Origin of the sequence: Martelella sp. AD-3 (genome assembly GCF_001578105.1) — a bacterium.
GTDB lineage: Bacteria > Pseudomonadota > Alphaproteobacteria > Rhizobiales > Rhizobiaceae > Martelella.
In genome coordinates this window covers 533,939-558,381 of sequence record NZ_CP014275.1, presented here as the reverse complement: position 1 = coordinate 558,381, position 24,443 = coordinate 533,939, and the positions used below count along the sequence as shown (strand labels likewise).

The window sequence follows — 24,443 nt, the reverse complement described above, 5'->3', positions numbered from 1 at the left end:
CAATGCCCCAGGCCAGGCTTGCGGGCACACAGAGGAGATGTGTCATGTCAAACGTCGCAAATGAAGCAGACCCGATCCTGATCGCCGGCGGCGGCATCGGCGGCCTTGCCGCCGCCATCGGTCTGGCGAACAAGGGGCTGAAGTCGCTGGTGCTGGAGCGCGCGCCGAAGCTCGGCGAAATCGGCGCCGGCATTCAGCTCGGCCCAAACGCCTTTCATGCCTTCGATTATCTGGGCGTCGGCGATGCCGCGCGGGCGATTGCCGTCTATATCGACAATCTACGCCTGATGGATGCCATTGACGGTCAGGAGATCACCCGCATTCCGCTGGACGATGCCTTCCGCGCCCGCTTCAGAAACCCTTATGCCGTGATCCATCGCGGCGACCTCCACGGCGTGTTCCTGAAAGCCTGCGAGGATCATCCTCTGGTCAGCCTGCGCACCAATGCCGAAGTGGTCGACTACGATCAGGACGAAAACGGCGTCACCGCGATCCTGAAGGACGGAGAACGGCTGAAGGGGACAATCCTGATCGGCGCAGACGGGCTGTGGTCCAATGTCCGCAAGAAGGTGGTCGGCGACGGCGCGCCGCGTGTTTCCGGCCACACCACCTATCGTTCTGTCATCCCGACGGAAGACATGCCGGAAGACCTGCGCTGGAACGCCGCAACGCTCTGGGCCGGGCCGAAATGTCACATCGTCCATTATCCGCTCAGGGGCTGGAAACTCTTCAACCTGGTGGTGACCTATCACAACCACGCGCCCTCGCCGGAAGCCGGCGTGCCGGTTTCCCATGAGGAGGTCCGCAAGGGTTTCGAACACGTGGCGCCGGTCGCGCGCCAGATCATCGAGCGCGGTCAGGACTGGAAGCGATGGGTTCTCTGCGACCGCGACCCGGTGGAAAACTGGATCGACGGTCGCGTCGTCCTGCTGGGCGACGCCGCCCATCCGATGATGCAGTATTTCGCCCAGGGCGCTTGCATGGCCATGGAGGATGCCGTGGCCATTTCCCATGTGCTCGGCGAGGAGGGCGGTCCGCTTGACGAGGCCCTTGCCCGCTACCAGGAACTGCGCGCGCTGCGCACTGCGCGCGTTCAGCTGCAGTCGCGTGAAATCGGCCAGCACGTCTATCACCCCGGCGGCGCGCACGCCGCGCTTCGCAACGCGGTGATGCGTTCCAAGTCGCCGGATGACTGGTACGATATCGTCTCCTGGCTCTACGGCTCCACCGGCCTTGAAGGCGCGGTCTCGGCCTGAGGGATCATCTTCAGCCGAAGAGCCATCGCCAGCCCGCCTGCCGCCCGAGCGCGGCAGGCGGGCTGGCTGCAAGACTTGCATTCCTTGAAAAGATGACGCTTTCTGCGGGTTCTTGCCACAGCCGAAAGGTCTGAACCATGAAAACCCGCAGCTTCGCCGTCATCGGTCTCGGAACGTTTGGCAGCACGGTTGCCAGCGAACTTGCCCGGTTCGGCAATCCGGTGCTCGGCATCGACATCGACGGGCAATATGTCTCGCGGCTGGCCGAAACACTGACGGAAGTGGTCATTGCAGACGGAAAGGACGAGGTCGCGCTAAAGGAAGCAGGCGTCGGCGGCTATGACGTCGCCGTTGTCGCGATCGGGGAAGATCTGGAGGCGAATGTGCTGTGCACCATGAACGTCAAGATGCTCGGCGTCGAGACGATCTGGGTCAAGGCCCTCAACCGGACGCACCATCGCATCCTGACCAAGCTCGGCGCCGATCGCGTGATCCTGCCCGAGCATGAAATCGGACAGCACATCGCCCAGATGCTCCACAATCCGCTTGTGCGTGACTATGTCAGCCTCGGCAACGGCTACCATGTGGTTGATTTCAAAGTGCCGGCCGAACTTGATGGCAAGATGGTCGGAAAGGCCGCCATCTTCGAAAAGTACAATGTCAGGGCCTTGGGCGCGATGCGGGACAATCACTATCTGTCCTGCGATGACGGCGACCTCAGGCTCAGGGAGGACGACAAGCTTCTTCTGCTCGGCAAACGGTCGGACCTGCGCCATTTCGGGGACGATCTGCGTGACGGGAACTGACGCATGCTACGCATCTACCCGAAACGTCGAAGGCCGCATCTGGCGCCACCGCTCCTTCTGATCCTCATCTATGCCGGTTTCATCGTTCTCGGCACGCTCGCGCTGAAGCTTCCGCTTGCGACGACCAGCCCGATCACCTGGTGGGATGCCGCCTTCACGGCAACATCGGCGGTGACGGTGACGGGGCTCGTCGTCGTCGACACGGGCAGCCAATACACACTTTTCGGCCAGGCGGTGGTCATGCTGCTGATCCAGATCGGCGGGCTTGGCCTGATGACATTCGCCGTCCTGATCCTGTCGATGCTCGGCCTTCCGGTCGGCTTTACCCATCGTCTTTACCTCAGGGAGGACCTCAACCAGACCTCCGCCACGGATCTTCTGGCGCTGACGCGCATCATCCTCAAGGTCGTCCTCTTGTGCGAACTGATCGGCGCGGGGCTTCTGGCCACGGTGTTCGTGCCCGAGGCGGGCTGGCGCGAAGGGCTCTGGCAAGCCGCTTTTCACGCGGTCTCCGCCTTCAACAATGCAGGCTTCGCCCTGTTTCCGGACAGCCTGAGCCGCTGGGTCGGGAACCCCGTCATCAACCTGACCGTTCCCGCGCTCTTCATCATGGGCGGGCTCGGTTTCACCGTCGCCTCCGACATCTGGCGCACGCGCAACTGGCGTCGCTTCTCGCTGCACACCAAGCTGATGCTGGCCGGCACGGCGGCGCTGCTCGTGTGGTCGACGGTCTCATTCGCGACGATGGAGTGGACCAACCCGGGGACGCTTGGAGCGCTTCCCTTGTCCGATCGCCTGTGGGCCAGCTGGTTTCAGGCCGCAACGACGCGCACGGCCGGGTTCAACACCGTCGAGATCGGCAATCTTTCCGACGGCACCGCGCTCATGTTCATGACCCTGATGTTCGTCGGCGCGGGCAGCACATCGACCGGTGGCGGCATCAAGGTCACAACCTTCATCGTCCTGTTGCTGGCCACGGTCGCGTTCTTCCGGAGCCGGGCCAATATCCATGTCTTCAACCGCGAACTCGGGCTGGAACAGGTGATGAAGGTTCTCGCCCTGACGACGATCAGCGTCCTGCTCATCCTTTGCGCGACCTTCGTGCTGCTTCTGTTTCACGAAGGCGACTTTCTCGCCGTCGCCTTCGAAACGGTTTCGGCCTTTGGCACGGTCGGCATGTCGCGCGGCATCACCGGCGATTTCGACACTGCCGGAAGGGCCGTCATCATGGCGGTCATGTTCATCGGTCGGGTCGGCCCCATGACGCTGGGCTTCCTGCTCGCCACCCGCAAGCCAAGCCGGATCGGCTACCCGGCGGGCACTGTCTATCTCGGCTAGGAACCTGCACCATGCAAAAAGGCGATGGCGACGCCGCGGAAAACGGCGCCGCCGCCGGTTTGGGCACAAATGCAGGACCTGCGATGCCTGCCGGGTGCAAGCCCTAAGCCTTGACTACCTGTCCGGCTCAGGCCGAGCGGGCCTGCCGCGCAATCCGCGCCCATTCGGGGATCCAGTCGTGATGGGCGACCAGCAGGTCGTCGACCAGCGACCAGATCTGGTCGAGGTCGAGTTCGGCGGCCGTGTGCGGGTCCATCATCGCGGCGTGATAGAGATGTTCGCGGTTTTCGTTGACCAGCGCGGCAACTGTCAGCTCCTGCACATTGATATTGGTGCGGATCAGCGCCGTCAGTTGCGGCGGCAGGTCGCCGATATAGGTCGGCTGAATACCGGAGGCATCGACGAGGCAGGGCACCTCCGCCGCGCAGTTTTCCGGCAGGGAGGTGATGCAGCCATTGTTGCGGACATTGCCGTAGATGACGGAGGGCTCGCCGGTCCAGACCGAATTCATGATCGACGAGGCATATTCCTTGCTCTGCTCGACCTTGATTTCATCGGCCTTCCTGTATTCCTCCGCCTGATCCTTCCATTTGGCGATCTGCTCGACGCAGCGGACGGGGTATTCGTCCAGCGGAATGCCGAATTTCTCGATCAGGTCCTCGCGGCCTTCCTTGATGAAATAGGGCGTGTATTCGGCAAAATGTTCCGAGCTTTCGGTGACGAAATAGCCGAGCCTTGTGAGCATTTCATAGCGCACCTTGTTGGGGCAGCGCGGGTTCCAGCTTGACGGTTTCGGGAACCGGCCCTCGCGATAGCCGCGCACCAGATCGGGATAAAGGTCGCGGTAGCTTCCGTCTTTCTGGCGATGTTCGAACTTCAGGAAGAAGGCCATGTGGTTTATGCCGGCCGAGCGGTAGCGGATTTCCTCATAGGGGATATCGAGATCTCGCGCCAGTTCGCCGGCCGTGCCCTGCACCGAATGGCAAAGCCCGACCTGTTTGATCTGCGGATATTTTTCCGCAATCGCCCAGGTGTTGATCGCCATCGGGTTCACATATTGCAGCATGATCGCTTCCGGGCAGACCTGCATCATGTCCTCGCAGATCGACCAGAGATGCGGCACGGTTCTGAGGCCCCGCATGATGCCGCCGACGCCCAGCGTATCGGCGATCGTCTGGCGAAGTCCGTATTTCTTCGGCACCTCGAAATCGGTCACGGTGGCCGGTTCATAGCCGCCGATCTGGAAGGCCACGACGACGAAATCCGCGCTATCCAGGGCTGTTCGCTGGTTGGTGTGGGTGGTGATCTCGGCCTTTGAGCCCAGCGTCCTGGCGAGTTTCCGGGCAACGATTTCGCTTTCCGCCAGTCGCTCCGAATTGATGTCCATCAGGGCGATGGAGGCATCTTTCAATGCGGGCCGCTGCAACGCGTCGCCGATGATGTTTTTCATGAAAACCGTGGAGCCGGCGCCGATGAAGGTGATCTTGGGTTGTCTTGCCATGGTAAAATTCCTCAAATTCATGCGGCAACTTCGAAGGCGGCCTTGACCAGCCGCTTCGTGTAGTCTGTCTGCGGGTTCTCCAGCACATCGCGCACCGGACCCTGTTCAACGATTTTGCCGTGCTGCATGACGCAGACACGGTGGCAGAGCGCCCGTACGACCTTCAGGTCGTGCGAGATGAAGAGGTAGCTCAAGCCCCGTTCGCTCTGGAGCTTGCGCAGGAGTTCGATGATCTGCGCCTGCACGGAGAGATCGAGCGCCGAGGTCGGCTCATCGAGCAGGATGAATTCCGGCTCCAGCGCCACCGCGCGCGCAATGGCGATGCGCTGGCGCTGTCCGCCGGAAAACTCGTGCGGAAACCGGTGGGTGATAGAGCCTGGCAGGCCGGCATCGACGAGGGCATCGCGCACCCGCTCGTTGCGGTCCTTGCCGGACGAGCCGATATTGTTGACGATCAACCCTTCCTCGATGATCTGGCCGATCGTCATGCGCGGATTGAGCGAGGAAAACGGATCCTGAAACACCACCTGCATGCGCGAGCGCAAGGGCCTGAGCTGTTCGCGGGAAAGTCCCTCGATGTGTTTGTCGTCGAAGAGCACCGTGCCGCCGTCAGAATGGATCAGACGCATCAATGCCTGGCCGAAGGTGGTCTTTCCCGATCCGCTTTCGCCCACCAGCCCCAGCGTTTCGTGCTTTTTGAGCGTGATCGACAGGTCGTTGACCGCGACAAGCTGGCTGTAGCTGGATTTGAAGAAGGTCCCGGTCTTCAGCGTGAAGGCGACCCGAACGTCCCGGCCCTCCAGGATGGTCTGCGATCCTTCCGGCAGCGGATTGGCCTCGCCGGAGGGCTCGGAGCTGAGGAGCTTTTTCGTGTAGGGGTGCTGCGGGTCGGCGAAAAGCGCCCTGGTCGTGTTGTGCTCGCGCACCACGCCTTCGCTCATCACATAGACATAATCCGAGAAATGCTGAACCACCGTCAGGTCGTGGGTGATCAGGATGACGGCCATGCCGAGTTCCAGCTGCAACTCCCGGATCAGGCCGAGGATCTGCGCTTGCACCGTCACGTCAAGCGCCGTGGTCGGCTCATCGGCGATCAGCAAGTCCGGCTTGTTGGCGAGCGCCATGGCGATCATCACGCGCTGGCGCTGCCCGCCGGAAAGCTGGTGCGGATATTGTTTTAAGCGCGCCTCCGGTTCTGGGATCTGAACCTGTTTCAGAAGCTCCAGGGTTTCGGCCTCCGCATCTTTGCGGCTCACGCGGCGATGGGTCTGGATCGCTTCGATGATCTGCGATCCGATCGTGTAGATCGGGTTCAACGAACTCATCGGCTCCTGAAAGATCATGGAAATCCGCGATCCGCGCATGTCCCGACGCCGGCGTTCAGAGAACTTGAGAACGTCCTCTCCATTGTAGTTTATCTTGGCTCCCTTGCCGACGCTCGCGCGCTTGGGAAGAAGCCCCATCACCGTCCGGGCCGTGACGGATTTGCCGGATCCGCTTTCGCCGACAATGGCGATGGTCTCGCCGCGATAGAGCTGGAACGAGACATCGCGCACGGCATTCACCGTGCCGTCCTCGACCGCGATATCGACGGCGACATTGCGGGCGTCGATGATCGGCTCGCCCTGCTGTTCACCATGGTCGCGCCGGGTGGAAGGCGCCGTGTCATGTCTGAGGTCGTCAGTCATTGCAAGCGTGTCCTTCTCAATAGGGGTCGATGGCATCGCGCAGCCCGTCGCCGAACGCGTTGAAGGCGAAGACGGTCAGAAGCACGAAGGCGACGGGTGACAACAGCCAGGGATAGGCGCCGATCACCGCATAATTGGAGGTATCGCGCAGCATCAGCCCCCAGGAAATCATCGGCGGTTTGACCGCAAAGCCGAGGAAGCCAAGGAAAGCTTCGAGCAGCACGACCGTGGGAATTGCCAATGTGACCGCGACGATCACATGGCTCATCACGTTGGGCAGGATGTGGCGGAAGATGATGCGCTTGTCGGTAGCGCCGACGGCAATCGCCGCCCGCACATAATCCATGCGCACCAGCCCCATCGTCTTGCCGCGCACCTCGCGCGACATCTGCGCCCAGCCAAGCGCCGACATCACCGCAATGACGAAGCCCAAGAACACCTTTGTCGGCGCGGTGACGGGAATGAGCGAGGCCAGCGCCAGATAGAAGGGCAGTTGCGGAAAGGCGAGCACCAGTTCGACAAAGCGCTGGATCCACGAATCTACCGGCCCGCCGAAATAACCGGACGTCATGCCGACGGATGTTCCGACGATGGTGACGACGGTGACCACCGTCAGCGCGATCAGAAGCGAAATCCGCGAGCCGTAGAGAATGCGCGACAGCACGTCCCGTCCGAGCTTGTCGGTGCCGAGAAAATGGATCACCGAGCCATCGGTCGCGCCGATGAAATGGCGGTCGGCGGGAATGAGGCCGAAGAGCTTGTAGGGCGCGCCCTTCACGAACAGGCCGATGATCTGCGGGTTGTCGTAATCCTTGCCGACAAGCGGCTGGAAGGTGATCGGGTCCAGTTCGCCGGTATCGCCAAGCGGATAGACGCGCGGCGGAAACACGAATTCGCCGTCCTTGCCAAACACAGTCACCATCTGCGGCGGTTGGTAGGAATCACCGGTCACGCGCGGATCGGCGGGCGACAGGAAATCGGCGAACACGGCGACGAACAGCAGGAAGATCACGAGGATCAGGCCCATCATGCCGGAAAATGACCGCTTCAGCCTGCGCCAGACCAGCGCCAGATAGGTTTCGTTCTTGTTGGCTTCCGGTTCTTTGACCGTATCGACGGTTTGAAGGATGTTGTCGGTCATGCTGCGGCCCTCCCGGTCTGTCTGACGCGCGGATCAAGGGCCACGAGCAGAAGGTCGGCGATGATGTTGCCGATCAGCAGCATGGCCGAGAGCAGCAGCATGAAGGTCGCCGTGACATAGACGTCGCCCACCTGCATGGAGCCGACGATGGCCGGGCCGACGGTCGGCAGCGCGAAGATGATGGCGACCTCGATTTCGCCGGTCAGCATGTAGGGCAGAACCACGCCCTGATACATGACGAGGGGATGCAGCGCATTGGGCACGGCATGGCGCATGATCACCTTGCGCTCCGAAAGCCCCTTGGCGCGCGCGGTCTCGACATATTGCATGTTCAGCGTGTCGAGCAGGTTGCCGCGCATGACCCGCATATTGTAGGCGAGCCCGCCAAAGGTGGCGATGGCGACGACCGGCCAGATGTGCTGCACGAGATTGACGAACTTGCCCCAGGACCAGGGCGCGCCGCCATATTGCGGCGAGAAGAAACTGCCCACTTCGTTGACGTCGAAATGGAAGACGAGGACATAGACGATGATCAGCGCCATCAAAAAGCGCGGCACCGTCATGCCGAGAAAGGCGACCCCCGACAGCGCCGTATCGATCCAGCTATATTGGCGCGTCGCCGCGACGATGCCGAAACCGATGCCGAGAATGGAAGCGAGGATATGGCAGGTCAGCGCCAGCGCCAGCGTGCGCGGCAAGCGCTGGGCGACGACGTCGGACACCGGCTTGTTGTAATAGAGGCTCTGGCCGAAATCGCCGTGGAAGACGATCCCCTTCACCCAGTTGAGATATTGCACGGGAAGCGGATCGTTCAGGCCGTGGGTCTCGCGATAGGCCTCGGCCTGCCGGTCGGCCTGTTCGAAGGTTGCGCCGCCCTGATTGATCGCCTGCGAGCGAATGTAATCGCTGTAATCGCCCGGCGGGGCCTGGATGATGACGAAGGTCACGATGCTGAGCACGAACAGCAGCATCAGCCCCGACATGATCCGGTTGAAGAGAAATCGCGCCATTTTATCCTTGCGTCCCTTGTCTGTGCGGACCGGCAACTGGAGGAGAACAGGGTTGCCGGTCCGCGAGGTTGGCGGCGGCGCTTTTGCAAGAGCCGCCGCGACGCTTTCGGGTGTCAGCCGCTGACCGGCCCGTCGCCGCCCCGTTCACCCGGCAGGGTTTTCGGGAACAGTTCGTAGTCCTGCTGCTCGTCCGCCGGAACGAACATGCGCTCGCGGATAATGGCGTCTTCCGCCCAGTTGAACATGAAGATCGGCGCGCCGGCGGCGACATTGTCGAAGCGTTTGTTGACGATCAGCGCACCGGGATATTCCGTCAGCCCGACCATATCGACATTCTGCGTCACGACGGTCTGATACTGTTTCATGAGTTCGGCCCGCTCGGCATTATCGTCGGTGGCGATGAACTGGTCGATGATATCGACCATCTGTTCCTCATAGGGCATCAGGTCGAGCGTGCCGTCCGGCCCGGCGCGGTGATGTTCGCTTGTGCGCGGTCCTACAGGCGCAAGGCCGGTCGTGCCCTGCACCACGGATGCCAGAGCCGGCGGATTGCGCAGGATCACCCAGTCGAACTTGCCTGCCCGCCGCTGGTTGTCGAACTGGTTGTTCTCGATGGCGTTCTGCACCACCCTGAGGCCCACCTGCTGCAACTGGCCGATCAGGCCCTCGGCGAGGCTGAGGTCGGTCGTGTAGTTGGAACTCAGCGAGACCACGATATCGACATCCTGCCCGCCAAGCGTGCCCTCCGGCCAGTTGACGAAACCGTTGCCGTCCGTGTCCTCAAGGCCGATCGAGGCAAGCAGTTCCTTCGCCCCTTCGGGATCATAGGGATAGTAATAGGTCGATTCCCGGTCATAGAAGCTGGTGCCGGAATTCAGGCCGCCCGGATAGATGGCGGTGAAGGGGCCGCGGACCAGCGAATCGCCAAGCGCCTGCCGGTCGATCGCCATCGTCACCGCCTTGCGGAAGTCCGGGTTGCGGTTGAGTTCGCGCACGGCCTCTTCGCGTTCGTCCGGCTCGCCCCAGCCATTGCCGGAAAGGTTCATGCGCATATTGTAACCGATGAGGCGCGGGCCGAAGGCCAGCCTTGCCGGCGCATCCGCCTCTGCCGCGCGGCGCAGCGCCACGACGAAGTTTTCCGGCTGTTCGAGATTGGAAAGGTCGGCGGAGCCCGCAATCGTCTGGATGTCGCGGTCGGCCCAGGTCGACAGCTTGTACTGCAGTTCATCGATATAGGGCAGCTGGTGGCCGTCCTCATCGACTTTCCAGTAGTAGGGGTTGCGGCGCAGAACGATGATATCGTCGGGCCGGTATTCGACCGGCGCCCAGGCGCCCATGACCGGCCAGTTCATCATTTCCGGCGGAAAGCCGTTGCGATACTCGTCATAGGTCGTATCGGCATATTTCGGGTGCTTGGTCTTCAGGATATGCGCCGGGCCGGGGCAGAAATCGCCATAGGCCATGTTGAACAGATACTGGCGCGGGAAGGCTTCGGCAAAGGTCCATTCGACCGTGTAGTCGTTGAGTGCCTTCAGCGTCGTGTCGGAGCCGAAGGTTTCGCGCGATGCGCCGTTGAGCGGCGATACATTGGGGTCGACGATATTGTCTTCCCACATGAAGATCACGTCTTCGGAGGTAAAGGGCTCGCCGTCGGACCATTTCGCGCCCTCGATCAGGTGCATGGTCAGCGTGTGCCCGTCTTCCGACCATTCCCAGCTCTTCGCGAGGTTCGGCAGCGGCTCCATGTCGCTCGCCTCGACCTGATAGAGCGGCGCGGTGCGGGTCAGGCATTCATACATGCCGATATCGATGCCGCCCCAGCCCTGGGACTGGCCGGCCTGATAGTTCCAGCCTTCCGGGCGTCCGCCGATCACATGGCGCAACGTGCCGCCATAAACGCCCATGCCGTCCGGCATGTTGCCGGTCTTGAAGACCAGCGGTTCCTTCGGCAGCCGTTCCTCGACCGGCGGCAGCGCGCCGGTCTCGACAAATTGCTCCGTCACCCATTCCGGCTCGGAATAGGATGGCAGCGATCTGAATTCCTCGATCGCGTTGCGCGGTACATAGGTGATCTTGGCCTGGGCCGGGAAATCCGGCTGCGGCGGCACGACCGTCATTTCCGAAGCGAGCGCCCCGGAAACAAGGGCAAGGGTTGAAATCCCGGCAGCCAGGACACTGGCCAGATGCCGGGCAGAAAGGTGAGATGTCATCGTGTCGTCCTCCCGTGTTGACACTGAATGCGAAGGCTCATGGCCTTTCGCCGGTTGTTCCGTCGGCAAGGCTCCTATCCACGAGGCCGCCGGAACGGGAAAGACCGGACCGGCATCACGCCGGACCGGTTGAGATGAAGATCGTCAGGCGTTGGCCGCCGCGCGCTCGGCTTCCTTCTCCTCGCGCATTTCATCGACCGAGCGAATATGGCGGCGAGCCGCCCCTTCCCATTCGCGCGTCCTGACCGTCGCCTTTGCAAGCCGCTCTTTCGCGCCGTCGATGGCATGGGCATATTGCGGCAGCCATTCGGCCTGGGCGACGACCATCTCGTCCACCATCTGCCAGACCTCCTCCGGCGTGCAGACGGCGCCGACCAGCGGATCGTGCAGGACGGCCAGTTTCAGAAGATCGAGATCGCCGGTCACGGCCGCATGAACCGACATGCGCTGCACGTTGATCGAGGCCATGCAGGTTGCAGCACAGGCTTCCGGCAGCGTGATGCCGGCGACCATGTTGAGGCCGAAACGATCCACGAAACCGGGCGATTCAATGATGCAGTCATCCGGCAGATTGGTGATCACGCCGTTGTTCTTGCGGTTGAAATGGCCGCGATAGACCCGGCCGGTCTCCAGCCCTTCGAGAATATAGCTGGCATGTTCGCTCGACCGTTTCTTCGGGTCGATCGGTTTAGCCGCATCTTCAAGGAATCCGTCAAATTCGGTCTCGAACCAGTTGCGATTTTCCGCCGTGTAACGCAGATAGCCGCCGGTCTCTCCATGGATCCAGTCGGACATGTCGATCCAGCGGGTGATTTCCTCCGGGCGCTTGCGATACCAGGGCAGGTATTCGGACAGGTGGCCGTTGCTTTCGGTCGAATAGACCCCGAAACGCTTCAGCACGTCGATGCGGACCTTTTCCTGCTTCGAGATAACCGGATGGGCCTCGAAGGCGGCGATCAGCTCGTCTTTACCGATTTTGCGGCCGTTGACGCGCAGATCGGTGAACCAGGTCTGATGGTTGATGCCGGAGCAGATATAGTCGAGTTCGTTCTGTTTTACGCCGAGCACTTCCGCAATCTGTTCCGCGCCGTGCTGGACGCCATGGCACAGCCCGATCGTATCGACCTTGCCGTATTCATTGGCTGCCCAGGTGTTCATCGCCATCGGATTGGCATAGTTGAGGAAGCGGGCGCCGGGCTCGGCAACCTCGCGGATATCCTTGCAGAAATCCAGAATGACCGGGATGTTGCGCTGGCCGTAAAGAATGCCGCCGGCGCAGATCGTATCGCCGACGCACTGGTCGACGCCGTATTTCAGCGGAATGCGGATATCATCGGCATAGGCCTCAAGCCCGCCGACGCGAACGCAGGAAATCACATAGCGCGCGCCCTCGATCGCCTTGCGGCGGTCTGTGGTCGCGGTGATGGTGGTCGGCAGGCCATTGGCCTCGACGATCTTCTCGAGGATGGTTTTCACCATCGTCAGATTTTTCTCGCTGATATCCGTCAGCGCCACTTCGATATCCGAAAATTCCGGAACGCACAGGATATCCTTGAACAACGTCTTGGTGAAACCGACGCTGCCGGCGCCGATAATGGCTATTTTGAAAGCGCTCATAGCCGCCTCCCTGAATCAAGAACCAACAAACAGGGTAAAATCAAATGCAACAGACAACATCGACCTCACCGGCAAGGCGTCACGAAAGACGTCACCCCGACAGTTGCGTTATGCCTGTATCACTTGTGTTTCAAACTCCCGGTCCGCATTATGCAGCAGTCGGGACGACATCACAGAGAGGGATTGTGCTTTCATGGGTAATTCTGTGCTACAGGAGCTGCGAGAAAAAGCGCCGATCGGGCGGCTGATTTCCCTGCCGCGCGGACATCAGGACCTGCATGCCATGCCAGTCAGCGCCGGGTATGAAATCCGCACACGGCCCGACTACAGGTGGGACGGAAGGCGGCGCGGCCAGAGCCCTTTCTCGGTGATCCAGTACACGATTGCCGGCGCGGGAAATCTGCGTTTTGAGAACCAGACCTTCCGGATCAGGCCGGGCGAAACCATGCTCACCCTGATCCCGCACAATCACAGCTATTGGGTGGAGGAGGACGGTTACTGGGAATTCTTCTGGATCTCGCTCAATGGCGAAGAGGCGATGCGCATTCAGCGGGCGGTCCTGGCGACCTCCGGCCCGGTGCTCAAGCTGAAGCAGAAGACCGTTGATCAGCTGGCGGATTGTCTGCGCCGCCTGCTTTCATCGGAAACCGAGACGCCGGCAAGAGCGTCCGCCGTTGCCTATGAAGTGACCATGCTGCTCTATGACGATGTCTTCGGCGCCCACACCATGCCGCCGGTGGAAAGCCGGGCGATGCAAAGGGTCACGCATTATATCGACGCCAATCTGGAAAAACCGCTCCCGGTCGACAGGCTGGCGGAGGTCTCCGGCTTCAGCCGGTCGCATTTTTCGCGCCTGTTTGCGCAATCGGAAGGCATGCCGCCCGCGGAATATGTTCTGCTCCGGCGGCTGAAACAATCGACGCGCCTGCTGGCAAGCGGCGATCATACCGTCAAGGAGGTTGCCGGCATGGCCGGATTTTCCGATCCGAACTATTTCGCTAAGGTTTTTCGCCGCTACTTCCGGGTCAGTCCGACGGAGTTCCGCAAGATCGGCCTTGCAGCCAGCATCATGACCATGAATGCGGAAACCGTTCCGCCTGTGCTGCAGAAAGAGCCGGTCGAATACCCTGGCGTTCACCGAGACAAGTCGTGAGCGCGATTGCGTGAGATCCGGCGCAGTCTGCCGAAGCGGCGCATACGCAATCGCCCGCCTTTTGAGCGCCTGACGGTGACGAAAGAAAGAAAATGGTACGGTTGGGTGGGGTCGAACCACCGACCTCAGGTGCCACAAACCTGCGCTCTAACCAACTGAGCTACAACCGCACAAGGGCGATGCGTCTTGCATCGCGGCTCACTTAAAAGGCCTGACAGGAATTTGCAAGCCCCTTGATGGCCGATCGGCGAAAATCCTTTGACCCTGCGACCGGTCGCCGCGTTAACCGTCCGCCATGAAAAGACCGGACCTGATCTGGACCACAATCGCCATTATTATTATTAAGAAAGCGTTAAGCCAAGGATGCGCGAAAGGCCTGTCGGGCACGCAACGCTTCCGAACGAACCCGAGCGGACCGAAGAGCCATGAGCACGGCAGTTCCACATTACCTCGCCTTTGCCACCCATCCGGCCTTGCGCGGACGTTTTCTTGACGGCAGGGCCATGCTGGCCGTCGATCCGGAGACAAGCACCGTCGCCTTTGCCAACGCGGCCGGCGCGAGGCTGCTCGGCCACGCGCGGATTGGTGAGGCGACCGGAACCAGGACCGACGCCTCCATTCTCCTGCGCCAGCTTATGGCTGCGGCCGGCCCTCTTTCGGAGCCCGGCGACAGCAGGGAGTTCACCGTCAATATCGCGCAGCGCTTCCGAAGGGTGTCACAACCGGCAACTGCGAGCCTCTTCGGTCTTGATGGTCGCCGCTACCTGCTGCTCGATTGCGAGAACCCGTCGGAAGGGAACCGCAGTGACGCGCTCGTGTCAGGTTTTGACGAGGACGAGGCGCATCTGGCTGTGGTCGGGGAGAACGGCGCGTGCATATCCGCCTCTTCCGGCTTTAGCCGCACCGCCCTTCAGCCCAAGGACATCCGCCCGATCATCGAGAGCCTGACGGCAGGGCCCGAAAGCTATACGGAGCGGCTCGCAACCACCGAGACCGGCATCTGGCCGCTGGCGCTCGGTCGCCTTTCGAAACATCCCGTCCAGTTCCTGCTGTTTGTCTCCGAAGAACTCGCCGACGAAGTCAGCGCGATCGTTGGGGCGGCGGAGGAAGAAGGATCGATGGCGCCGGAGAGCGGCCGCTCGCCCCGCGAGGCGATTGCCGCCATCGACGAGAGCCTCGGCGCGCTCGCTGCGCATTACCAGCAGAACGAGCAGCCCGCTCCCCGGCAAGGCCCGGTCGTGCGAAAACAGCCGGCAAAGATCGAGACGCACCCGGCGAAGGCCCGGGAAACCGAACATGCAGAGGCCGACACCCGCCGCCCGCTGCGCTTCGTCTGGCGCACCGACGGCGCCGGCCGGATCACCGACGTCTCCGGCGAACTTGCCGAGGCTGTTGGTCCCGCCATGGCCGAAATCACCGGCCTCCGTTTCGCAGAGATCGAAACGCGGCTCGGCGTCAGAGGCGCGGGCGCGATCTCCCGGCTTCTCCAGAGCGCGGACACATGGTCGGGCCGCACGGTCGAGTGGCCGGTCTCCGGCACGGACACGGTCGTGCCCGTCGATATGGCGGCGCTGCCGACCTATACGCGCGAGCGCCGGTTCGACGGCTTCAGAGGCTTCGGCCTGGTCCGGCTCGGCGAAGAAAGCGCCAATCCCGATGCAACGCCGCCCGCCCGCCCGGCGGCGGCAAGCCAGACGAAGTCTGCCCCGCAACTGACCGAGGACGAGCGCCACGCGCTTGACGAGATCGCAAGCCAGCTTCGCTCCGCCGATGCCGGAACCGCGACGCCGGCAACGGCCCTTGAGCCCGTTGTCGCGCAACACGAGCCATCGCCCGTCATCAAGCGGAAAACGCGGCCGCCGTCGCCAAGCGAAAGCGCGGAGGCGGAGGCGACATGGATCGACGCCAGCCGGGATGCCATTGTCATCCAGTCCGGCGAGCGCGTACTGCATGCCAATCCCGCCTTTCTTTCGCTTTCCGGCTACGGATCCCTTGATGCCGTGATCGACGCCGGAGGCCCCGATGCCTTTGTCGAACGCGACGATGACGACCGGCTTTTCCTGCGCACGGCCGATGGCGGTCGGCTGCCTGTGTCTTTCCACCTGCAGGCTGTCTCCTGGAAAGGAGGACGGGCGCTTGCGCTGACGCTTCGGCCCGAACAGGAAGGCAGTGACGGGCTTGAAACGCTCGTCACCATCGAACAGAGCCACGAGACAAGCGCTCCTTCGAATCTATCCAGCGACGGCGACGTCGCGGAGCTGCACGCCATACTGGACACCTCCACCGACGGCATCCTTATCCTTGACGAGAAACGCCATATCCGCTCGATTTCCAGTTCCGCCTCGGCGCTCTTCGGCGTCGAGAGCCAGGATGTGATCGGCGAGGATGCCGGCATTCTGTTTGCCGAGGAGAGCCATGGCGATCTGGAAACCCAGGTCAGCCGCCTGCTTGAGCGACGCGGCGGCGATGTTGTGCCCGAAGGGCTCGAGGTGATCGGGCGGGAAGCGGGCGGCGGCCTCATTCCGCTGTTCATCACGCTTGGGCGCCTGCCGCAGTCGGGCGGCGTCTGCGTCATCCTGCGCGACATCACCTCGCTCAAACGTCGTGAGGAGGATCTGCGGGCTGCCCGGCGCGAGGCGAAAGAGGCGGAAGAGGAGCGGGACACCGTGCGCTCGGCGCTGCGCTACGAACTGCGTCAGCCGCTCGATGCCATCATCTCCCTGTCGGAGACCATGGATCACCAGCCCTTCGGCACGCTCGGGGACAACCGTTACCACGCCCTTGCCCGCGAAATCACCGCCAAGAGCCGCCAGGCGCGCTCCATCGTCGGACGGCTGCTCGGCGAGCCGGAACCGGAGCAGAGCGCGCCGTCACAGGCCGAGGCGGAAACGCCGCCGGGCAACGAGCCCCGCAGACCCGCCCCGCTGGCCGATTCCGGCGCGCATGAAACCGCGCAGATCAACGAGGCGGTGGCGGAGGCCGTAAGCCTGGTGCAACCGCGCGCCAATGCGCGCCGGATCATCATCCGCGCGGCCCTTTCGCCTGTGCTCGCCAAGACGCCGTGCGACACCGAGACGCTGAAGGAAATGGCCTCCGAGCTTCTCAACGGCGCCGTACAGTTCACGCCGGCAGGCGGCCAGGTGGTCGTTTCCACGGCGGCCTCGGCAAGCGGGGAGACCGTGCTGCGCTTTCGCGACAATGGCATCGCTCCGGGCCGGCGAAGGGCCGGCGCTCCCCGCGGCCAGAGCAGGGAAGCGGAGAACCAGCACTTGCAAAAGGCGCGCAAGCTTGCCGAAGGCCTCGGCGCGCGCTTTCTGGTGCATGCCGTTCCGAGCGAGGGCATGCTGGTCGAGGTTTTCCTGCCGGTGAAGGAAGCGCGGCCGTTTCATTACTAGCGCATGCCGTCTTTGCGTCCGGACGAACAAGCGCGCTTCCGGCAGGCCTTCCTGTTGCCGCCCGGAAAAGCTGCGGCAAGCGGACATATTGCGCATTTTGACGGCAGGTCATAAAACCGGTCGAAACTTGTCAACTTTGGCGCTTGAGAGAGCGTCCATCAGCGATGACCGGACAGCATGGCCCTTGACCTCGCCGAAAGCGCGACCTCTTCTCGTCGATCGCGACGACGCGCGCTCCGCCCCCTGCCGCTAGCGGCCGGCCTCATCTGCGCGCTGATGCTCCTGCCGCTGGCGGCGATCGTCTGGCTCGCCTTCTCCTCGGATTTTTCGGCGATCACCCATCTTGCGGAAACCGTCCTGCCGCGGGCTGCGGGCCGCACCTTCTGGCTTCTCGTTTTCAACGGGCTCGTCACCGGCTCCATCGGCGTGGTCGCCGCATGGCTGGTTGTCTCCTTCGATTTTCCCTTCAGGCGGTTCCTGTCGGTTGCGCTCGTGCTGCCGCTTGCCATGCCGATCTATCTTGCGGCCTATGCCTTCGGCGAATTCTTCGATTTTACCGGTCCGGTGCAGACGCTTTACCGGGCCGTCTTCGGCTTTCAATCTGCGCGGGATTATTATTTCCCCGACATCCGGTCGCTCGGCGGCGCGGTGCTGGTCATGTCGGGGGTGCTTTACCCTTATGTCTATCTGACGGCGCGGTCGGTGTTTTCCATGCAGGGGCGCAACGCGGCGGAGGTGGCGCGCACGCTCGGCGCCGGGCGGTTTCGGGTGTTCCGTTCCGTGCAGTTGCCCATGGCGCGGCCGGCGATCGTGGTCGGCCTCACCCTGGTGATGATGGAAAGCCTCAACGATATCGGCGCCGTACAGTATCTGGGCGTCAACACGCTCACCTTCTCGATCTACGAGACCTGGCTCAATCGCGGCAACCTCGCCGGCGCTGCCCAGCTTTCGGCGATCATGCTGGTCTTCGTGCTGGCGCTGATCCTGCTGGAGCGGATCGCGAGGCGCAATCAGCGCTACAGCGCCGGTCGCTCGGTGACCGGCAAGAGCGAACGTCAGCGTCTCTCGGGGTTTGCCGCGTTTCTGGCAAGTCTTGCCTGCCTGCTGCCGGTCATCATCGGCTTCGCCATCCCTGCCCTGGTGCTGGCCGATTTCGCTCTCAAACGGCTGGAAGACTTCCTCTCGGAGCGTCTGCTTCAGGCGCTTTTCACCTCGCTTGCCGTTGCCGGACTTGCCGCCGCAATCGCCGTCATGTTCGGTCTGACGCTCTCCTATGCGGTCAGAACCTATCCGGACGCAAAGATCCGTTCGGTCACACGGCTGGCATCGCTCGGCTACGGCATTCCCGGAACGGTGCTCGCCATCGGCGTGCTGATCCCGCTGGCCGGGCTCGACAACGCCGTGGACGGCGCGCTGAGGACCCGTTTCGGCATTTCCAGCGGACTGATCCTCTCAGGCAGCGGCTTTGCCATTGTCTATGCCTGCACGGTCAGGTTTCTTGCCATGGCCGAAGGCAGCGTTGATGCCGGTTTCCAGAAGCTTTCACCGAGCCTCGACATGGCCGCCCGCACGCTCGGCCGCTCACCGGCAACGGCTCTGTTTTCCGTGCTGCTGCCAAACATGCGCCCGGCGCTGTGGACGGCCGCGCTTCTGGTGTTCATCGAGACGCTGAAGGAGCTCTCGGCAACCATCCTGCTGCGTCCATTCAACTTCAATACGCTGGCCACCCTCGTCTATGAGGACGCCTCGCGCGCCCAGGTCGAAAGCGCCTCCGTACCCGCGCTGATCATCATTCTCGCCGGCCTGATCCCAGTTCTGCTGGTCTCGCGCTCGATGGACCGGCGGGCCTAGTGCATCGGCCCGAAAATCGGAATCGATTTTCGGAAAGCACGATGCGCAGATTCAATAGATTAGGGCGCGTCCAAAGGGACGCACGCGCCTTCACCCCCGGATCGCCGCCTCCGTCTGGGCGTTGAAGACATGGATATGCGCGGCATCGACGGCAAGAGTGATCGTTTCGCCGGCCTTCACCCGCATCTGGCCATCCAGCACGACGCGCAGCCGCGGGGCCGAAATCGCGCCGTCATCCTCGCCGTCATCGCCGATCTCGCGCAGGCTACCATCGGCAGCGCCGATGTCGACATGGGCGAGAAGCGTGGAGCCCAGATCCTCGACGAAGATGATTTCGCCGGTCACGGTGTTGACCGCAGTTTCGCCATGTTCGACCGGAGTGAACATTTCAGGCCGGATGCCGAGGATCACGCGGTCGCCAGCAGAGCGGCCGAGGCCCGGCCGTGCCGCAAGATCATCCGCACTGAACAGGAAATCGAATGGCCCGACCCTCGCATCCATGCCGCCGTCGGTTGCTGCCAGATCGGCGGCCATGAAGTTCATCGAGGGCGCGCCGATGAAGCCGGCAACAAAAAGGTTCGCAGGCGTATCGTAGAGCGCGCGCGGCGTATCGAGCTGCTGGAGAACACCGTGGCGCATGACGGCAACCCGGTCTCCCATGGTCATCGCCTCCACCTGGTCATGCGTCACATAAACTGTGGTGACGCCGGTCAGCTTCTGCAGACGGGCGATTTCGGTTCGCATCTGCCCGCGCAGCCGCGCATCGAGATTGGACAGCGGCTCGTCCATGAGGAAGGCCTTCGGGTCGCGCACCAGCGCCCGGCCCATGGCAACGCGCTGGCGCTGACCGCCGGAAAGCTGGCCGGGCTTGCGTTTCAGATGCTCGGAGAGCTCCAGCAGTTCGGCCGTCTGGCGCACTTTCTCGGCCAGCGCCTTCTTTTCCGCGCCGCGCACCCTGAGACCGAAGCCGATATTCTCCTCGACATTCAGATGCGGATAAAGCGCATAGGACTGGAAGACCATGGCGATATCGCGGTCGCGCGGGGCGAGATTGTTGGCGATCACGCCGTCAATGATCAGCCGGCCGTCGGTGATATCCTCAAGGCCCGCGATCATCCTGAGCGCGGTCGACTTGCCGCAACCGGATGGACCGACGAGGACCAGGAACTCGCCGTCCCTGATATGAAGATCGAGATTGGCGATCGCGGCGAAGCCGTCCGGATAGCGCTTGCCGATGCCGTCGAAGATGATGTCTGCCATGCGCTTTCCCGCTCGTTCGTCGTCAGTTTAGGACTGTCCGCAAAGCGGTCTCACGTCATGTAGATGCCGCCGGTGACATTCACGCCCTGCCCGGTCATGAAGCGGGCGGAATTGCTGGAGAGGAAGACGGCCACATCGGCGACGTCTTCCGCCGTTTCCAGCCTGCCAAGCGGCGTCTGCGCGATGTAGTCGGCGATCACCGCCTCCGGCGTCATGCCGCGCAGCTCCGCTTCCCAGGCAACCTCACGGTCCTGCATCGATGTCTTGACGAGGCCCGGGCAGATGGCGTTGACGCGGATGCCGTCACCGGCAAGCTCTTTCGCCAGCGCCTGCGTCCAGCCGAGCACCGCAAATTTGCTTGCCGAATAATGCGCGAGAAACGGCGCGCCCACCTTGGCGGCAAGCGAGGCCGTATTGACGATCACGCCTCTGCCATTGGCCTTGAAACGACGGCCTGCAATCTGGTTGGTCAGGAAGATGCCGCGCGTGTTGACGTCAAAATTGAAATCCCACTCCTCGTCGGTCAGTTCCAGCGCGGGCCGCATGGTCGAGACGCCGGCATTGGCGAACAGCATGTCGAAACCGCCGAGCCTTTCTTCCGCCTCCGCAAAGGTTTGCTCAACTGACTCGCGCTTGCGCACATCAACCGGAACGGCAACAGAACCGGTCTCGGCCGCGGTCTTCTCGGCTGCTTCGGGATTGATATCGCACAGAGCGACATCCACCTTCTGGCGCCTCAGCGCCTCGACAATGGCGCGGCCGATACCGGTGGCGCCGCCGGTGACGACGGCCTTGCGGCCTTCGAGCTCCGGAAAGATCGGGTGAGTCATTTTTCGTTCCCCTGCTTGTTTCGTTCGATCATATATCAACAAAAACATACACAACAAGAGAAAATAATGTTTGAATTTGTTCGATCCTGCTGCTACTCATGAAGATCAGAATGGATCGGCCCGCCGCAGCCAAAGCGGCGCTGGCCGGGATCTCGATCATCTCGAAAGGAGCCGTCTTGCAGGGTGGACAGGGAGAAAAGACCAAGGTTCTCGCGCAGGTGCGCCATGCGCGCATCCTCGATGTTCTCGCCGAATTCGGCGCGCTGTCGGTCTCCGATGTTGCCGGGCAACTCAATGTTTCCGAGATGACCATCCGCCGCGACCTTGCCGAACTGGAAAAGGAAGGCAAGCTTGCCCGCACCCATGGCGGCGCCGTGCGCTCCGAACAGGCGGCAGAGCCCGCGCCGGCCTCAGCCCTTCCCGGCGAACCGCCCTTCCAGCTCAGGACCGTCAAGAACGCGCTTGCAAAACAGGCGATCGCGGCGGAAGCCGAGGCGCTTTCCGCCGGCGCGCGCACGATAGCGCTCGATGTCGGCACCACGGCATTGCTGCTCGCCCGCCGGCTTCAGGACCGCCAGCACACCAAGATCTTCACCAGTTCCGTGCGCAACGCCTTCTTCCTCGGCGAAGGACTTGCGGAAGTCTATCTTCCGGGCGGGCGCATGCGCGGCGACGAGATGTCGATCTCCGGACCTTCGGCGATCGCGGAATTCGAGGCCCTCTGGTTCGACATTGCCTTTATCGGCATTTCCGGACTGACCGAGCATGGCATCTACGACTACTCCTTCGATGATGCGGAGATGAAGCGCGTTTTCCTCAATCGCTCGACGCAGAAGGTGGTGCTCTGCGATGCCTCCAAATTTGCCTGCATGTCGCTCGTTCACGTTGCCGACCTGAAGCAGTTCGATGTGCTGATCACCGATGCCGAGCCGCCGGGCGATATCGCCAGGGCGCTGGCCAAAGCCGAAGTCGAGATCCGTATCGCCAGCCCTGCCCGCAGGATGGCCTCCTGACTGCAATCTGCCGGATTGCGCCGTACCGTTTTCTTCAATGGAGTACCTCAATGATTTTCGAGTTCTTCGGCGCCAAAAAGAAGGCGGTCATCGCCATGGCCCATATCGGCGCCCTGCCCGGCTCGCCGCAATATGACAAGGATGGCGGGCTCGACAGGCTGATCGCCGACGTACACGCCGACATCGAGAAGCTGCAGGCCGGCGGCGTCGACGCGATCATGTTCGGCAACGAGAACGACCGCCCCTATGTCAGGAAAGCGCCCGTCGAGGGCATTGCCGCGATGACGGCCGTGGTGCAGGCGTTGAAACCCGAGATCAAGGTGCCCTTCGGCGTCAATTATCTCTGGGACCCGGAAGCGAGCGTGGCGATCGGCTCGGTGACGGGCGCGCGCTTCGTGCGCGAGATCTTCACCGGCGTCTTCGCCTCCGACATGGGCGTTTGGGCGCCCGATTGCGCCACGCCGGCAAGACTGCGCGCCAATCTCGGCGCCAGGGACATGAAGCTCCTCTTCAACATCAATGCCGAATTCGCCCATCCGCTCGACCAGCGGCCCATCGCGCTCAGGGCGAAAAGCGCCGTCTTCTCCTCCATGGCCGACGCCATTCTCGTGTCCGGCCCGATCACCGGCCAGCCCGCCGACCAGTCGGACCTGAAAACCGTCTGCGAGGCGATCGATGAAGTTCCGGTCTTTGCCAATACCGGGGTCAATATCGACAATGTCGCCGACGTCATGTCGGTGGCCGACGGCTGCATCATCGGCACGCATTTCAAGGTGGACGGCGATACCTGGAACCCGGTCGATCAGGACCGAGTCAGCCGGTTCATGGACAAGGTCGCAACGCTGCGCTGACCGCGCCCGGAGGCTTCCATGGCTTATGTGATCGGTCTCGATATCGGCACGACATCCACGATCGGCATCCTGATCGAACTGCCGGCCCGGGTCGTGGGACTGGCCAGCCGGCCCGTCACGCTTTCATCGCCGCATCACGGCTGGGCCGAGGAAGACCCCCTCCAGTGGTGGGAAAATGTGCGGGCGATCACCCGCGAGCTTCTGGCGCTCGAGGGCACGGACCCCGCCAACGTCGGCGCTGTCGGCGTCACCGGCATGCTCCCTGCCGTCGTGCTTCTGGACGAGGCCGGCAGTCTGCTCCGTCCCTCCATCCAGCAGAGCGATGGCCGGTCGGGCCGCGAGGTCGAGGCCATGCGCAAGGAGCGCGACGAGGCCGCATTCATCAAGAAGGCCGGAAACGGCATCAACCAGCAGCTCGTCACCGCCAAGCTGCGTTGGCTCGAGAAGCACGAGCCGGAGGTCTTTTCGAGGATCGCCACGGTCTTCGGCTCCTATGATTTCGTCAATTTCAAGCTCACCGGCAAGCGCGCGGTGGAGCAGAACTGGGCGCTGGAAGCAGGCTTTGTCGATGTTTCGCGCGGCGAACTGGATGAAGACCTGATTGCCTGGGCACATCTTCCGGCAGGCGCCATCCCGCCGAAAATCGCCTCGCATGAGGTGCTGGGCGGATTGACCGAGGAAGCAGCGGCACTGACCGGCCTTCGCGCAGGCACGCCGGTTGTCGGCGGCGCGGCAGACATGGTGGCCTCGGCCTTCGGCGCGGGCGTGCAGGACGCCGGCGACGTGCTTCTGAAATTCGGCGGCGCCGTCGATATCCTGACGGCGACCGACAAGGCGCGCCCCGACCCGCGCCTCTTTCTCGACTATCACCTGATCCCGGGCCTCTACATGCCGAACGGGTGCATGTCGACCGGCGGTTCGGCGCTCAACTGGTTCATCGCGACCTTCGCCGGCCAGGAACGGCTTGCCGCCGAGGCCGAGGGCATTTCGGTCTACCGCTACCTCGACCGGCTGGCCGAAAACCGCCCCGCCGGCGCGGAGGGCGTGGTGATCCTGCCCTATCTCCTCGGCGAGAAGACGCCGATCCACGATCCCGACGCGCGCGGCGTGATCTCCGGCCTGACGCTCTCGCATGACATCGGCCATCTGTGGCGGGCGCTTCTGGAATCCTACGCCTATGCGCTCCGGCATCATATCGACGTGCTGAACGACATCGGCCTTGCGACCACCCGTTTTCTGGTCTCCGACGGCGGCGCGCAAAGCACGGTCTGGATGCAGACCGTCGCCGATGTGTTGCAGCGGCCGGTGCATTGCCTCACCGGCCATCCGGGTTCCTGCCTCGGCGTTGCCTGGACGGCGGCGATGGGGGCGGGGCTTGCGGATGACTGGGCGGGCGTTTCGGCCTTTGTCGGCCGGGGCCCGACGATTGCGCCTTCCGCCGCAAACAAGGCGGTCTATGATGACGCCTATGCCCGCTTCCGCGGGCTCTATCGGCCGCAGTCGTGACGGCAGGGCGGAGACAT

General features: G+C 62.7%; 17 protein-coding genes and 1 tRNA gene. 9 read left to right on the top strand and 9 right to left on the bottom strand.

The genetic code is table 11. The features are described from left to right. Positions 1-44: 44 nt before the first annotated feature. From AZF01_RS02545 to AZF01_RS02535, 3 genes are all read left to right on the top strand, one after another. Positions 45-1,256: a 3-hydroxybenzoate 6-monooxygenase gene (locus AZF01_RS02545; RefSeq protein WP_024706069.1), complete on the top strand. Its 1,212-nt coding sequence runs from the start codon at positions 45-47 to the stop codon at positions 1,254-1,256. 137 nt (positions 1,257-1,393) lie between these two features. After that, positions 1,394-2,062, top strand: a complete 669-nt coding sequence (locus AZF01_RS02540; protein ID WP_024706068.1) for a TrkA family potassium uptake protein — start codon at positions 1,394-1,396, stop codon at positions 2,060-2,062. A 3-nt stretch (positions 2,063-2,065) separates the two neighbouring features. Next, a complete protein-coding gene (locus tag AZF01_RS02535; protein ID WP_024706067.1) occupies positions 2,066-3,400 on the top strand; it encodes a TrkH family potassium uptake protein in 1,335 nt (444 codons plus the stop codon). 127 nt (positions 3,401-3,527) lie between these two features. On the opposite strand, the gene AZF01_RS02530 is transcribed toward AZF01_RS02535, so the two are convergent. From AZF01_RS02530 to AZF01_RS02505, 6 genes are all read right to left on the bottom strand, one after another. Then, on the bottom strand, positions 3,528-4,901 hold the full coding sequence (locus tag AZF01_RS02530; protein WP_024706066.1) for an alpha-glucosidase/alpha-galactosidase: 1,374 nt from the start codon (positions 4,899-4,901) through the stop codon (positions 3,528-3,530). Positions 4,902-4,918: 17 nt separating this feature from the next. Continuing rightward, on the bottom strand, positions 4,919-6,589 hold the full coding sequence (locus AZF01_RS02525; protein WP_024706065.1) for an ABC transporter ATP-binding protein: 1,671 nt from the start codon (positions 6,587-6,589) through the stop codon (positions 4,919-4,921). A gap of 16 nt (positions 6,590-6,605) precedes the next feature. Next, a complete protein-coding gene (locus AZF01_RS02520) occupies positions 6,606-7,730 on the bottom strand; it encodes an ABC transporter permease (protein ID WP_024706064.1) in 1,125 nt (374 codons plus the stop codon). Next, on the bottom strand, positions 7,727-8,740 hold the full coding sequence (locus tag AZF01_RS02515; RefSeq protein WP_024706063.1) for an ABC transporter permease: 1,014 nt from the start codon (positions 8,738-8,740) through the stop codon (positions 7,727-7,729). Before AZF01_RS02515 ends, AZF01_RS02520 begins: the two co-directional genes overlap by 4 nt. A 113-nt stretch (positions 8,741-8,853) precedes the next feature. Continuing rightward, a complete protein-coding gene (locus AZF01_RS02510; RefSeq protein WP_024706062.1) occupies positions 8,854-10,950 on the bottom strand; it encodes an ABC transporter substrate-binding protein in 2,097 nt (698 codons plus the stop codon). Between the two features lie 144 nt (positions 10,951-11,094). Then, a complete protein-coding gene (locus AZF01_RS02505) occupies positions 11,095-12,567 on the bottom strand; it encodes an alpha-glucosidase/alpha-galactosidase (protein WP_024706061.1) in 1,473 nt (490 codons plus the stop codon). 193 nt (positions 12,568-12,760) lie between these two features. On the opposite strand from AZF01_RS02505, the gene AZF01_RS02500 reads away from it, so the two are divergent. Further along, positions 12,761-13,720 (top strand): AraC family transcriptional regulator, encoded by a 960-nt coding sequence (locus AZF01_RS02500; protein ID WP_024706060.1) that lies wholly within the window; start codon positions 12,761-12,763, stop codon positions 13,718-13,720. 93 nt (positions 13,721-13,813) lie between these two features. Here AZF01_RS02500 and AZF01_RS02495 read toward each other — a convergent pair. Beyond that, a tRNA-His gene (locus AZF01_RS02495) sits at positions 13,814-13,890 on the bottom strand. A gap of 255 nt (positions 13,891-14,145) precedes the next feature. On the opposite strand from AZF01_RS02495, the gene AZF01_RS02490 reads away from it, so the two are divergent. Both AZF01_RS02490 and AZF01_RS02485 read left to right on the top strand, forming a co-directional pair. Then, positions 14,146-17,115 (top strand): PAS domain S-box protein, encoded by a 2,970-nt coding sequence (locus tag AZF01_RS02490; protein WP_024706059.1) that lies wholly within the window; start codon positions 14,146-14,148, stop codon positions 17,113-17,115. A gap of 276 nt (positions 17,116-17,391) precedes the next feature. Further along, complete coding sequence (locus AZF01_RS02485; RefSeq protein WP_244435479.1) at positions 17,392-18,966, top strand: iron ABC transporter permease; 1,575 nt, start codon at positions 17,392-17,394, stop codon at positions 18,964-18,966. A gap of 90 nt (positions 18,967-19,056) precedes the next feature. On the opposite strand, the gene AZF01_RS02480 is transcribed toward AZF01_RS02485, so the two are convergent. Both AZF01_RS02480 and AZF01_RS02475 read right to left on the bottom strand, forming a co-directional pair. Continuing rightward, complete coding sequence (locus AZF01_RS02480) at positions 19,057-20,226, bottom strand: ABC transporter ATP-binding protein (RefSeq protein WP_024706057.1); 1,170 nt, start codon at positions 20,224-20,226, stop codon at positions 19,057-19,059. A gap of 50 nt (positions 20,227-20,276) precedes the next feature. After that, positions 20,277-21,056: an SDR family NAD(P)-dependent oxidoreductase gene (locus AZF01_RS02475; RefSeq protein WP_024706056.1), complete on the bottom strand. Its 780-nt coding sequence runs from the start codon at positions 21,054-21,056 to the stop codon at positions 20,277-20,279. Positions 21,057-21,166: 110 nt separating this feature from the next. On the opposite strand from AZF01_RS02475, the gene AZF01_RS02470 reads away from it, so the two are divergent. From AZF01_RS02470 to AZF01_RS02460, 3 genes are read left to right on the top strand one after another with little or no spacing between them, the layout of a single operon-like run. Then, complete coding sequence (locus AZF01_RS02470) at positions 21,167-22,069, top strand: DeoR/GlpR family DNA-binding transcription regulator (protein ID WP_051423945.1); 903 nt, start codon at positions 21,167-21,169, stop codon at positions 22,067-22,069. 50 nt (positions 22,070-22,119) lie between these two features. Next, positions 22,120-22,920, top strand: a complete 801-nt coding sequence (locus AZF01_RS02465) for a BtpA/SgcQ family protein (RefSeq protein WP_024706054.1) — start codon at positions 22,120-22,122, stop codon at positions 22,918-22,920. A gap of 18 nt (positions 22,921-22,938) precedes the next feature. Then, positions 22,939-24,426, top strand: coding sequence for an FGGY-family carbohydrate kinase (locus tag AZF01_RS02460; RefSeq protein ID WP_024706053.1), 1,488 nt, complete (start codon positions 22,939-22,941; stop codon positions 24,424-24,426). The last annotated feature ends 17 nt before the right edge of the window (positions 24,427-24,443 follow it).